Source organism: Leifsonia xyli subsp. cynodontis DSM 46306, assembly GCF_000470775.1.
Lineage (GTDB): Bacteria > Actinomycetota > Actinomycetes > Actinomycetales > Microbacteriaceae > Leifsonia > Leifsonia cynodontis.
Genome location: NC_022438.1, coordinates 694,056 through 706,606 on the forward strand (window position 1 = coordinate 694,056; position 12,551 = coordinate 706,606).

Here is a 12,551-nt window from a genome sequence, read left to right on the forward strand (position 1 = left end):
GCCCCCTGTTACCCCGGCCATCGCTCCCTCGCCGCCAGGACCGCGACCGTCCTGATCGCCCAGGATGCGCGATGCTCGTCTGCGCATCGTCAGAGGAGCGCGGAGAAGCTCCCCTTTCAGTCTGTCTCCGATTGCAGCACGCTCTGCCTATACACGGTCACGGAGCCGTCCGGTCCGGGGGTTTCCGATGAGCCTTCCCCGGGAGAGGTGGACGTGGTGGGCGGGATCTTCACATTCGCACTGTGCGATGTGCGCATCGGCGAAGATCTGACTGTAGTCCCAGACATCGACGAAAACCCTCACGTTAATTCCTTCTGGCCGGGTTCAGGTAGAAGAAATATGGCGGGGTCGAGGACCAGATCGGGTCCCCGCGCCACACATCCGATGCGTCAAGGCGACCGCGTTGTACTCGGACGCGGGGAACCGCGTCTGGCGCTACGCGGTGCGCTCGACGGCTCTCATTGGGGCGGGCCCTCGAACGCGGAGCTGTCAAGCCTGACCACGCGCGCGGGCCTGAGTGCCGAACGAGGGAGTGAGGAGTGACGGTGCCATACCACGGCGGGCCTGCCCGGGGCTTCGCTAGCAGTGGGGTTGCCGACGATCGCCACCGCTGCGGCCGCATCGAAAACCTGTAAAACCGACTGGCCATTGTGATAATCCACGCAATATTATCCTGCGTCATGCTGCTATACGGCAGCGCGATCGACACGAGAGGTAACCCCTTAGAGGTGGTTTCAGTAGTCGGCGTGGCGGTGGTTGTTGTGGCTGGTTAGCGGGGATGCTGGTCGAGTGTCGACGCTTGCTGAGGATCGGTTCATTACGGATATGTTGTGGGAGCGGCTGGAGCCGTTGATTCCGCCTCGGCCGCCTGTGGTCAATGGGCGGGCTGGGCAGCCTCGGGTTCCTGACCGGAAGGTGTTCGCTGGGATCGTGTTCGTGCTGCTGACGGGGATCCCGTGGAGAAGCTCCCGCCCGAGTTGGGGTATGGGTCCGGGGTCACTTGTTGGCGGCGTCTGCGTGAATGGTCCGAAGCGGGCGCGTGGGATGCACTGCGGAAGATCATGCTCGACGAACTCGGCCAGGCTGGCATGATCGACTGGTCAAGAACCTGCCTGGACTCCGTAAGTGTCCGGGCGAAAAGGGGGGCGATCTCACTGGACCTAACCCCACGGATCGTGGGAAACGGGGCACCAAGTACCATGTCCTGACCGACCGCAACGGACTCCCGCTGCATGTGGAGATCTCCGGCGCCAACCGACACGACTCCATGCTCGTGGAACCTGTGTTAGACAACATCACCGCGATCAAGGGCGTCGGCCGCGGTCGGCCCAGACGCCGCCCGGTTATCTTCCACGCCGATAAGGCTTACGACAACCGCCGCGTCCGCTGTTACCTGCGTTGTCGTGGGATCAAGGCACGCATCGCACGAATCGGAGTCGACTCCAAACAGTGACTGGGTAAACACTGTTGGGTAGTCGAACGCACCATGGCCTGGATCCTCGCCTTCCGGAAACTCGCCACTCGCTACGACCGCACCGCCTCAACGATCACGGCGCTCGTCGCTCTAGCAATCGCGATCACCAGCGCCCGCAAACTCACCAAAAACGACTACTGAAACCATCTCTAAGTCATCGAGTGCGGGGAACTAGACAGCCCCACTCTCGACCGGGAGGTCCTCACCCATCTATCGCGTCACACCTCAACCAACGTCCCTGGGCAACACACCTAGGCTGGCAGGCGGGCCATCGCGAATCGGGGCGTAACGGGGGTCTACCAGGGAATGAATAGTTGGTGTTCAGTAGGTTCTTTCCAACAAATACTTGTTTAGATTGGCGGTGAGAGTGGCGTCGAAAGGGTATTTTTCCCCGTTGATGTGTGTGATTGGGGCCGCTTGTCGCAGGCTGGACACCAGCCAGAGTGCATCAGCGGTGAAAAGCTCCTCAGTGCTGATGCGACGGTATTCCGTCTTCTGCCCGCGCTCCTCGAAGAACGCGAACGCCGCCGCCTGGGTGGTCCCGGCGAGGATGCCCTGATCCGTCTGCGGGGTGACCACGGCATCCCCCGTGAGCAGGAGGACATTCGAGGTGGGGCCCTCCAGCGCGTAGCCGTCCGAGCTGAGGAAGATCACATCGTCCGCTCCGCGCCGGACGGCCTCCCGCTGGGCGGCGCGGTTGACGGCGTACGAGAGCGTCTTCGCGCCCGCGAGCAGCCACGGTGAGGTCTCGGCGACGTCGTGCCGGAGGCCGCGGTCGAGAGTGACGACACGGATGCCGAGGCGTTGCTGGGTGAAATCCTCGCCCCGGTCGACGTGTACCCATCCGCTCGGCCGCCCCTCGCCCTCGACGCCGCGCGTGTAGATGAGCTTCGCGTACAGCTCGCGCTCTGCGCCGTTGCGCTCGCGGTAGTCGGCGACCCCGGCGAGAACGGCCTCGTGCCAGATGCGCTCGGCGGGCGCGGGGAGGTCGAGCATCGCGGCGGAGTGCGCCAGACGGATCAGATGCGGGCCGAGCGCCTGCGGGTGGCCGTCGATCACGGCGATGGTTTCGAAGACCCCGTCGCCGCGGGTCACGGCGAGGTCGGTGACCCTGACCTGCGGGGCGGCGAAGTCGGCGACGGCGTAGCCGGGGCCGCCCGTGGCGGTGTCTGCGTCGGGCGCAGCGATCGTGATCAGTGTGGCGCGAGTCATGAGCCCATTGTCGTCGCAGCCGCTGCCCATGTCAGGCGCGATGGCTCAGCCGCGCTCTCGTGGCGGTGCGCCGCGGTGGCCTGTGTGCCCGCTCCCCGGGAGGGGAGAGGCCCCGTAGGCTTCCCGTGTGCCTTCGTTTCGCGTGATCGTCTCCGTCGGCCGGCTGCGTCCCGGCGTCGCTGCCCCGAGCGTCGAGCCGGCGGCGTCGGAGGCGGCGGCCGGACTGACCGTGGTCGAGGCCACCGGCGTGGACGCCGTGGCGGGGGAGGCCCGCCTCACCGTCCGCTTTCTGGCGGAGGGGATCGAGGAAGCGCTCCGCATCGCCGAGCACACGGTCGGCGCTGTCCAGCAGCGCGCGGAGGTCGGCCGCTGGCAGCTCACCGAGCGCGTCGGCGGCCGGTGGTTCCGGCGGGCCTGATCCGGCGCCCTCCGGTTCCGGGTCACACCGCCGTCGGCAGCGCCTCCTCGATGAGCCCGATGATCTCGGGAGCGTCCGGCTCGGTCGTCGGGCGGAACCGATGCACCGCGCCGCCCGGGGTGATCACGAACTTCTCGAAGTTCCACTTTACCTTCCCCGCTTTGCCGGCGGCGTCGGGGTGCGTGGTCAGCTCCGCATAGAGCGGGTGCGCCGAGCGGCCGTTCAATTTCACTTTCTCCATCATCGGGAAGGTGACGCCCCAGGTGGTCGAGCAGTATTCCTTGATCGCGTCCGTGCTGTTCAACTCCTGTAGGAACTGGTTGCTCGGGAATCCGACCACGGTGAAGCCGCGGTCGCCGTAGGTCTTCTGCAAGCGTTCGAGCTTCTCGTACTGCGGGGCGAGCCCGCAGCGGGAGGCGACGTTGACGACGAGGATGACCTTGCCCGCGAAAGCCGCGAGGGAGGTGGGTTCGCCGTCGATGGTGTGGAACGGGATATCCATCAGGCTCATGATCGAAAGTCTACGTCCGCTGCGGTTCCGGTCCTCCGTGACTCAGCGAAGACTCAGCCGGCCCGATGCCGGGTCGGAGGCAGCCGGTGCGTCTGCACCGCGTCGTAGGTGAGCTGCAGCGGGGGCAGCGTCCGGCCGTGGAGCCCCTGCACCAGGCGCACGAAGAGGAAGTCGACCACCGCGAGCTGCGCGATCCGGCTGGACATCGCGCCCGGCCGGTAGCGAGTCTCCGAGGCGCTGGTCACCAGCACATGGTCGGCTTGCTCGGCGATCGGCGAGGCCGGGAAGTTCGTCACCGCGACGGTTGCGGCCCCGGCGCGGCGCGCCGTCGAGAGGCTGTCGACTGTCTCCACGCTGAGACCCGAGTGTGAGAAACCGACCGACACCGAACGGCCGGTGAGCAGCGCGGCGCTGGTCAGGGCGAGGTGGATGTCGCTGTTGTAGAAGGAGACGAGACCGATGCGGTGCAGCTTCTGCTGCAGGTCGATGGCGGCGAGGGCGCTGGACCCGACGCCGTAGATGTCCACCCGGTCGGCCTTCGCGATCGCCCCGGCCACGGCATCCAGCGTCGGGGCGTCGATGGACGCCGCGGTCGACTCGATGGCGTGGGCCTCGTGATAGGCGATCTTCGCGAGCACGTCGTGCGCGTCGTCGTCCGCCTCGATCTCGCCGTCCGAGACGCCGAAGCGGCCGAGCGAGACTTCTTCGCGGCCGCGCGTCGAGGCCAGTTCCAGCCGGAGCTCGCCGTAGCCGGCGTATCCGGCCGCCTGGCAGAAACGCACGACCGTCGCGACCGAGGTGGAGCAGCGCTCGGCCAGCTCGGTGATCGGCAGGTCGACGATCGACGCGGGTTCGGCCAGGATGGCGTCCGCCACCCGTTGTTCGGAGGGCCGCAGCCCCGGTCGCGCCTGGGCGATCCTCGCCACCGCGTCTCCGCTCATCCCCGACCTCCTGCCGATTGCTCCCGCACGATTCTGCCTCAATGCTTGTATTGACCATCCGCACCGCGGCCATGTAAAGGCTATTCCTTTGGCTTGAATTCTTTGGATATTTAAGACAAGATCGACGCATGACCATCCCCGCACCCACCGCCAGCCACCCGCTCCCGCCGACCGAACTCCGCAGCCCGGACTCCACGGGCCTCGACGAACTCAGCGCGCTCGAGCGGCTCCGCCTCCTCAACGCGCACGACCGGCGGGCGATGGAGGCGGTGGCCGAGGCGCTGCCGCGGGTGGCCGAGCTCGTGGACCAGGCGGCCCCGCGGGTGCGTCGCGGCGGTGTCGTCCACTACTTCGGCGCGGGGACCCCGGGGCGTCTCGCGGTGCTCGACGCCGCCGAACTGCTGCCGACGTTCCATCTGGAGCCCGGCGTGGTCACCGCCCACATCGCGGGCGGCGAGCGAGCGCTGACGGTCGCCGTCGAGGACTCCGAGGACTCCGTGGCCGACGGCGAGCGGGATGCCGACCTCCTCGGCCCGGACGATGTCGCGATCGGCGTCACCGCCTCCGGCAGCACGCCCTATGTGGGCGGCGCCCTCCGCCGCGCCCGCGAGCGCGGAGCGTTCACGGCGCTGATCACGAGCAACCCCGACGCTGCGCTGGCCGGCCTCGCCGACATCCTGATCGCGGTCGAGACCGGTCCCGAGGTGCTCACCGGCTCGACGCGGCTGGGCGCGGGCACCGCGCAGAAGACGATCCTCTCCGGCTTCTCGACGGCGCTCATGATCGCGCTCGGGCGCACATACTCCAACCTCATGGTCTCCGTCGTCGCGACCAACGCCAAGCTCCGCGACCGCACCCTCCGCATCCTGCGCGAGGCCGGCGCGCCCGAGGGCGAAGCCGAGGCGCTGCTGGCCGCGGCCGGCGGCGACCTCAAAGCGGCGATCGTCGCCCTGCTGACCGGGGCCGACGCCGATCGCGCGTCCGCGGCGCTCGCCGCCGCCTCCGGCTCGGTCCGCGACGCCGTGGCCGCTCTGCACGACTGACCCGCACCCGCGCTTCACCACCTGTCGAAGGAGATCGCAGTGAAGAGACGATTCAGCGCCGTGGCCGCCCTGGCGGCGGCCGCCCTCGCCCTGGCCGGGTGCGCCCCGGGGTCCGGCTCCGCGGGTCCGGGGGAAGCGGCGACGGCGAGGTCATGCTCGCCGTCTGGTCGTGGCGACCCGAGGACAAAGGCGCCTACACGAAGATCTTCGCCGAGTACGAGAAGCGGCATCCCGGGGTCACCGTGAAAGTCTCGGCGTTCAAGAAAACCGAGTACCCGCAGGTGCTCACCACCGGACTGACCGGCAGCAACGGTCCCGACATCGCCCAGGTGCAGGCCTACGGCAAGTTGCAGCCGTATGTCGACGGCGGCAACCTCGTCGCCTTCGATGGCGCGATCCCGGGGCTGAAAGACATCGATGAGGCCGCCCTCGCGGGCGCCACGGGCAAGAAGGACGGCAAGGTCTACGGCGTCCCGTTCGCGATGCAGACGCTGCAGATGTTCTACAACAAGGACATCTTCGCCAAGCACAAGCTCTCGGTGCCGACGACCTGGGACGATTTCCTGCGCGTCAACGCCACCCTGAAGCAGAACGGCATCACACCGATGGCCGTCGGCGGCAAGGACACCTGGACGCTCCCCATCCTGCACGACACGCTCGCCGCGGCGGTCTACGGCGGCAGCGCGTTCCAGAAGGAGGTCGTGGCCGGCGCGACGACGTTCGAGGACCCGGTCTACGTGAAGAGCATCCAGACCGTCGCCTCGGTGCAGGGCGATACACCTATCGCACCCTGGAGTCCCTCGTCGTCGTGCTCCCCAGCGGCACCATCCTCGACACCGGGGACCCGGCTGCCGACGACGTCCTCCGCCGCGCCGAGCCCGAGCTGCACGCCGGGCTCGCGACGCTGCGCGACCGCGTCCGGGCGGACCCCGCCTCCGTGGCCACCATCCGCCGCCTCTTCGCCCTGAAGAACACGATGGGCTACGGCGTGAACGCCTTCCTCGACGTCGAGACGCCGGTCGACATCCTGACGCGCCTGCTGATCGGCAGCGAGGGCACTCTCGGGTTCGTGGCCGAGGCGACCTTCCGCACGGTGCCGCTGCTTCCGGCGACGACCGCGCTCGCGGTGTTCCCGATGCTGCGCGAGGCGACGGCTGCGCTGCCAGCGCTGGTCGGCACGGGCCTCGCCACGATCGAGCTGATAGATGCGACCTCCCTCCGGCTCGCGCAGCGCGCCGCCGATGCTCCCGCCGCCCTCGCCGCGCTGCCGGTCGACCAGCACGCGGCTTTTCTGATCGAGTTCCTGGGGGCCGACGCCGCCGAAGCCGAGCGTCAGCGCGTCGCCGCCGCGGATGTGCTCGGCGCGCTCGACCTGGCCACCCCACTGCGGTTCACCACCGATGCCGGCGAGCGGGCCGCCCTCTGGCACATCCGCAAGGGTCTCTACACGACCGTCGCGGAGGCCCGCCCGGCGGGGACGACCGCGCTCCTGGAAGACATCGTGGTGCCCGTCCCCGCGCTCCTCGGCACTTGCGCGGGACTTGCGGAGCTGTTCGAGAAGCACGGCTACGAGGACAGCGTGATCTTCGGCCACGCGAAGGACGGCAACATCCACTTCATGCTCGGCGAGCGTCTCGGCGACCCGGAGGGCGTTCGCCGGTACCGGGAGTTCACCGACGAGATGGTGGAGCTCGTGCTCGGCTTCGGCGGCTCGCTCAAGGCCGAGCACGGCACCGGCCGGATCATGGCGCCCTTTGTCCGCCGCCAGTACGGCGACGAACTCTACGCCGTCATGCGAGAGGTCAAGCGCCTGTTCGACCCGCGCGGCGTCCTCGGCCCGGGCGTCCTCCTCAGCGACGACCCCGGCTCCTATCTGCACGACCTCAAGACCGCGCCGGAGGTCGAGCCCGAGGTCGACCGCTGCGTCGAGTGCGGCTACTGCGAACCGGCCTGCCCGTCGAAGGATGTGACCCTCACCCTGCGGCAGCGCATCGTGCTTTGTCGCGAACTGCGCCGGGCGGAGGAGGCCGGCGACGCGGAACTGGTGCGCGAGCTCTCCCGCGACTACGACTACGAGGGTGTCCAGACCTGCGCGGTCGATGGCATGTGCCAGGCCGCGTGCCCGGTCTCGATCAACACCGGCGACCTGGTGCACCGGCTGCGCGCGGAGTCCGTGGGACGCCTCGGGCAGTCCGGCTGGGATGCCGCCGCGCGCGGCTGGGCTGCGCTCACCCGCGTCGGCGGCGCAGCGTTGACCGTCGCGGACGCGCTACCCGCGCCCCTGGTCACCGCGGCGAGCGAAGCCGCGCGCGCGGTGCTCGGGCGCGACACCGTCCCACGCTACGATTCCGGCTTGCCCGGCGGCGGCCGCCGCCGCACGCCCTTGGCGGCCGACAACCCCGTCGCCGTGTTCTTCCCGGCTTGCATCGGCACGATGTTCGGCCTGGACGGCGACGGCGACGGCTCGACCGCGGCGTTCCTCGCCCTCTGCGAGCGCGCGGGCGTCGCGGTGACGGTGCCCGACGGCATTGCCGGGATGTGCTGCGGCACGCCGTGGAAGTCGAAGGGCTTCACCCGCGGCCACGAGACGATGGCCGGCCGCGTCGCCCCGGCCCTCGCCACGGCCACGCGCGGCGGCGTGCTGCCGGTGGTGTGCGACGCCGCCTCCTGCACCGAGGGGCTCACGGCGCTCGGGGCCGGGGAGGAGCTGCGCTTCGTGGACGCGGTGGCCTTCACCGCCGAGGTGCTGCTCCCGCGTTTGCGCGTGACCCTCCCGCTCGGCTCCCTGGTGCTGCACCCGACCTGTTCGACCGCCCGCCTCGGCGAGGACGCCGCCCTGCGCGCGCTCGGCGAGGCCATCGCGGACGAGGTGCTGGTGCCGCTCGACGCCGGATGCTGCGGCTTCGCGGGTGACCGTGGCCTGCTGCACCCCGAACTCAACGCGTCGGCGACTGCCCGGGAGGCGGCGGAGGTGGCCACCACCGACGCGGACGCCTACGCGTCGGCCAACCGGACCTGCGAGCTCGGTCTCATGCGGGCCATGGGGAGGCCGTACCGGCACATCCTGGAACTGCTGGAGGAGTCCACCCGGCCGTGAACGGGCCTTCTTCTCCGGGGCCGTCGAAACGCTCAAAGGAGACCGGTCGATCACCGCGCGGGAGGCCGTTTGCCACTCTAATGAGGGCGTTCGCCACTGATTCCGCGTCCGGCTGGCCTATCTTTGATCAATAAGTAATATCACCCGCCTAATGTTCATCACTATCAACTCAACAGACGATCTGTATCTTCTCCCTTCTCCCGATCTATGGAAGGTTCTCCTGGCATGATTGACAACGACAGCAATCCGACGTCCGCTGTGGGGCGGCGCTCTGTCCTTAAGGCCGCTGCGTGGTCCGCTCCGGTGGTGGCGTTGTCGGTGGCGACGCCCGCGATGGCGGCGTCCACGTCGACTCCGCGTGTGTTGGGCGTCGGCCCAGTGGACAGTGCGACGCTGCCCATCCAGCGCTGTGAGAGAGTGCCGTTGGGCGCGATCGCTTTCCGCATGCTGGTCAACGGCGTTCCGGGACCGGTGAACGGCGCCGATGGCCCGGTGACCGTGGAGCTTCCGGATGGCCTGCGTTTCACGGGCACGGGCACGGGCACGGCGTCGACGGTGTCGTTGCCGCCGGAAGCCGGCACGGGGCTGGTGAAGGTGCCGGCTGTGCAGGCGGTGGGCGCTGCGGGGCGGTATTCGGTCATCGCCCGGTTCCAGGGCGCGACGGCGACCATCAGCGTCGATGTCACCGCCGGCGGGACGTCCGACATCTACGCGCTGCCCTTCCCCCGGTCCACGATCAGGGGCGCGGTTCCTCTGGCGGATGTGCGCCACGTCAGCGTCTCCGATTCCGCGTACGCGTTCGTCGACGGTTCCGGTGCGCTGTACGTCTCTGGCGGTGCGTACGGTGTTGCCGTTCGATCAGCCGCGGCAGATTTTCGCCGGGCAGCTTCCGCCGGTCATCGGACTGGATCTGGACGCGATCCATGAGGATGCTTACTTCAACAACCTTACTGGTACACACCGCGGACAACCAGGTGTTCTTCATCTACAGCCAGAGCAGTATGCCGTCTGCGCTTCGCGAGGCAGGGGGCTTCTCTGGCACTGTCACAAAGGTCCACTCGCGGGATGGCATGTACTACGTGGAGACCACGGAGGGTGTGTTCTACGCGGGCGCCGGTTTCGGCGGGTCCACGGTCGAGAGGATGCGCAAGCTGCCGGGCAGCGAGGGGGCGACCTCGCTGACGGTGTGGGGCGAGAACCACAGCGGCCGGCGCACCGGCGGCGCGTTCGTGAACTCTGCCGGCGAGATCGTCTGGTTCGGTGCCGTGGACGCCACCTCGACGTATCTCAACATCGGCTCGGTTCCGAACGGGGTGCGCAGCATGGTGGCGGGCAATGACAGCCTGATCGCGCTGGACAAGCTGGGCAATCTGATGGTCCGCGGCAACGCCTGGCGGGGCGTGGGCGCGCAGAGTGCGTTCAAGACGGTCAAGCAGGATGTCGCCGACCTCTCCGGCTGGACCCGCTACCTCAACGGCACGATCAACGGGTACGCGGTGCTCGGCACCGACGGTTCCGTGTGGGAAGGCTTCGGAAGCAACGCGCTGTACTTCGCTCCGGAGAAGATCCAGGGCCTGGACTCGGTTGTGATCACCCGCGTCTTCGCCAACGACGGCACCTACCAGGCGCTGGCCTCGGACGGCTCGATCTGGTCGTGGACCGGCAACAACGACTGGGTGCAGACCGGTTACGGCCGCATCAGCGCTGCGGCCAAATCCTCTCTCCCGGACGGGTTCATGGTGAGCGACTTCCTCTCCCGGGGATACCACGTCTGGAGCAACAACACCTACTGGGGCTGGGGCCTCGCGTTCGGTCAGACGACCTGCGCCCTCGCCTGACCCCGCATCGCCGACAGGGCGGGAGCCGTGACCCGGCTCCTGCCCTGTTCTGCACCTTCGACCCGGCTGCGTGGCCGGGCTCTGCCGTCAGCACTCGACGACGTTCACCGCGAGACCGCCCTCGCTGGTCTCCTTGTACTTGGTGGACATGTCGAGGCCGGTCTGCCGCATGGTCTCGATCGCGGTGTCCAGCGAGACGAGGTGCGAGCCGTCGCCGTGCAGGGCCAGCCGCGCGGCCGACACCGCGGTGGAGGCGGCGATCGCATTGCGCTCGATGCACGGGATCTGCACCAGCCCGCCGACGGGATCGCAGGTCAACCCCAGGTGGTGCTCCATCGCGATCTCCGCGGCGTTCTCCGCCTGCCGCGGCGTCCCGCCGAGCACAGCGCACAGCGCCCCCGCCGCCATCGCGCAGGCCGAGCCAACCTCGGCCTGGCACCCGCCCTCCGCGCCCGAGATCGACGCGTTGGTCTTGAAGAGCGAGCCGATCGCCGTCGCCGTCAGCAGATAGCGGCGGATGCCGTCGGGCGACGCCCCCGGAACGAACCGCAGGTAGTAGTGGGCGACCGCTGGAACGATCCCCGCTGCGCCGTTCGTCGGCGCCGTCACGACCAGCCCGCCGGAGGCGTTCTCCTCGTTCACCGCGAGCGCGAACGCGTGCAACCACTCCAACGAGGTCGCACGGCCCGGGTCGTCCTGAACGCGCTCGAGGTGTTCCCGCACCGCGGCCGCCCGTCGCTTCACGCCGAGGCCGCCGGGCAGCGTCCCGCCGCCCGCGAGCCCGCGCGCGACGCACTCCGCCATCGCCGCCCAGATGAGGTCCAGCCGCTCGTCCGTGGCGTCGGCGCCGTGCAGCGCCTCCTCGTTCCGCCGCGCCACCTCGCAGATCGGGATGCCGAGCCGCTCGCAGATCCCGAGCAGCTCCGCGGCGGTGCCGTAGGGGAGCGGGTGCGGGGCCTGCGCGGCCAGCGCCGCCTCCTCGCCATCGCGCCGGATGAAGCCGCCGCCGATCGAGTAGTAGGTCTCCTCGTGTACGGGCAGCGGTGCGCGTCCGCCTCCCGCCGACCGGCCCCACGCCCGGAGCGTCAGCGCGTTGGGGTGCCCGGGCAGGCGGGTGCGGGGCTCGAAGGCGATGTCCTCCCGGCCGAACGGGATGTCCCGCGCGCCCGCCAGCCGCAGCGTCGCCTCTCCCGTGCCGGGACCCGGCCACGCTCCGCGCACGTCCTCCGGCTCGCAGTGCTCGGGTTCGACCCCGCGGAGCCCGGCGACCACGGCATCCGGCGTCCCGTGCCCGATCCCGGTCGAGCCGAGGGAGCCGTACAGGGTGCAGGTCACCCGGTCGACCCGGTCGAGCGTCCCGTCCGCGATCAGCCGGTCGGCGAACGCCTTCGCCGCCCGGAGCGGCCCGACGGTGTGAGAGCTCGAGGGGCCGATCCCGATCGAGAACAGGTCGAAAGCGGAGACATACGCTGTCACGTCATCAGTCTAAGTCTTCTCGGCGCTGAAATCCTCTGTTCGGGCACGTCTTCGCGCGCATTCTGCGGAGGCTGACCGCCACCGTCTCCCCGTTCGCCGCCCTGCCCGACCCGGGCGCCGGCGGGTCCTGTCTGCTGGGGACAGATCGCGCCGTGTGCGATCCCGGACGACGGTTCAGTACCCGGTGTGCGACAAGACTGGCCAGGGAGTCTCTGCCGTGTCCTGGATCGTCCTCATCCTCTCCGGTGTCCTCGAAGCGGTCTGGGCCACCGCCCTCGGAAAATCAGCCGGCCTAACCCGCCTCTGGCCGACCGTCCTCTTCGCCGTGGCCCTCGCCGCCTCGATGGCGGGCCTCGCCGTCGCCATGCGGACCATCCCCACCGGCACGGCGTACGTCGTCTGGGTCGGCATCGGCGCAGCGCTGACCGTGCTCTTCGCGATGGTGTCCGGCGGGGAGGGGCTGTCGGTTGTGAAGCTGCTGCTCATCGCCGGGCTCGTCGGCTGCGTCATCGGCCTGAAGCTGGCGCACTGATCGACCCTG

At 69.2% G+C, this 12,551-nt stretch carries 11 protein-coding genes, 1 pseudogene and 1 riboswitch; of the genes and pseudogenes, 8 read left to right on the forward strand and 4 right to left on the reverse strand.

Annotated features, from left to right (window positions below; all coding sequences use genetic code 11):
• Nucleotides 1-756: 756 nt before the first annotated feature.
• Nucleotides 757-1,615, forward strand: a pseudogene (locus O159_RS13750) (IS5 family transposase).
• Between the two features lie 180 nt (nt 1,616-1,795).
• Here O159_RS13750 and O159_RS03290 read toward each other — a convergent pair.
• Nucleotides 1,796-2,686: an aminodeoxychorismate lyase gene (locus O159_RS03290; RefSeq protein ID WP_043993965.1), complete on the reverse strand. Its 891-nt coding sequence runs from the start codon at nt 2,684-2,686 to the stop codon at nt 1,796-1,798.
• Between the two features lie 127 nt (nt 2,687-2,813).
• Here O159_RS03290 and O159_RS03295 point away from each other — a divergent pair, with 127 nt between their 5' ends.
• On the forward strand, nt 2,814-3,104 hold the full coding sequence (locus O159_RS03295; protein WP_043993472.1) for a hypothetical protein: 291 nt from the start codon (nt 2,814-2,816) through the stop codon (nt 3,102-3,104).
• A gap of 22 nt (nt 3,105-3,126) precedes the next feature.
• Here O159_RS03295 and O159_RS03300 read toward each other — a convergent pair whose 3' ends face one another.
• Together O159_RS03300 and O159_RS03305 are read right to left on the reverse strand one after the other, a co-directional pair.
• Nucleotides 3,127-3,615: a glutathione peroxidase gene (locus O159_RS03300; protein ID WP_021754337.1), complete on the reverse strand. Its 489-nt coding sequence runs from the start codon at nt 3,613-3,615 to the stop codon at nt 3,127-3,129.
• Nucleotides 3,616-3,668: 53 nt separating this feature from the next.
• On the reverse strand, nt 3,669-4,556 hold the full coding sequence (locus O159_RS03305; protein ID WP_021754338.1) for a MurR/RpiR family transcriptional regulator: 888 nt from the start codon (nt 4,554-4,556) through the stop codon (nt 3,669-3,671).
• 128 nt (nt 4,557-4,684) lie between these two features.
• Here O159_RS03305 and O159_RS03310 point away from each other — a divergent pair, with 128 nt between their 5' ends.
• The 5 genes from O159_RS03310 (at nt 4,685) to O159_RS03330 (ending at nt 10,534) form a co-directional block, all read left to right on the forward strand.
• The gene (locus O159_RS03310; protein ID WP_021754339.1) at nt 4,685-5,599 is read left to right on the forward strand and encodes an N-acetylmuramic acid 6-phosphate etherase; all 915 of its coding nucleotides are present in this window, start codon (nt 4,685-4,687) and stop codon (nt 5,597-5,599) included.
• A 98-nt stretch (nt 5,600-5,697) separates the two neighbouring features.
• A complete protein-coding gene (locus O159_RS16455) occupies nt 5,698-6,567 on the forward strand; it encodes an ABC transporter substrate-binding protein (protein ID WP_144267522.1) in 870 nt (289 codons plus the stop codon).
• An 8-nt stretch (nt 6,568-6,575) separates the two neighbouring features.
• Nucleotides 6,576-8,696 carry an FAD-binding and (Fe-S)-binding domain-containing protein gene (locus tag O159_RS03320; protein ID WP_330216841.1) on the forward strand — a complete coding sequence of 707 codons (2,121 nt, stop codon included), beginning with the start codon at nt 6,576-6,578 and terminating at the stop codon, nt 8,694-8,696.
• A 423-nt stretch (nt 8,697-9,119) separates the two neighbouring features.
• Entirely contained in the window at nt 9,120-9,623 is a 504-nt protein-coding gene (locus tag O159_RS03325) for a hypothetical protein (RefSeq protein ID WP_043993473.1), read from the forward strand.
• Nucleotides 9,624-9,625: 2 nt separating this feature from the next.
• Nucleotides 9,626-10,534 carry an RCC1 domain-containing protein gene (locus O159_RS03330; RefSeq protein ID WP_144267526.1) on the forward strand — a complete coding sequence of 303 codons (909 nt, stop codon included), beginning with the start codon at nt 9,626-9,628 and terminating at the stop codon, nt 10,532-10,534.
• A gap of 87 nt (nt 10,535-10,621) precedes the next feature.
• Here the strand turns inward: O159_RS03330 and O159_RS03335 are convergent, their stop codons facing one another.
• Nucleotides 10,622-12,010: an L-serine ammonia-lyase gene (locus O159_RS03335; RefSeq protein WP_021754344.1), complete on the reverse strand. Its 1,389-nt coding sequence runs from the start codon at nt 12,008-12,010 to the stop codon at nt 10,622-10,624.
• A 140-nt stretch (nt 12,011-12,150) separates the two neighbouring features.
• A riboswitch (guanidine-III (ykkC-III) riboswitch) is annotated at nt 12,151-12,216 on the forward strand.
• 11 nt (nt 12,217-12,227) lie between these two features.
• Here O159_RS03335 and O159_RS03340 point away from each other — a divergent pair.
• On the forward strand, nt 12,228-12,542 hold the full coding sequence (locus O159_RS03340; RefSeq protein WP_021754345.1) for a DMT family transporter: 315 nt from the start codon (nt 12,228-12,230) through the stop codon (nt 12,540-12,542).
• The last annotated feature ends 9 nt before the right edge of the window (nt 12,543-12,551 follow it).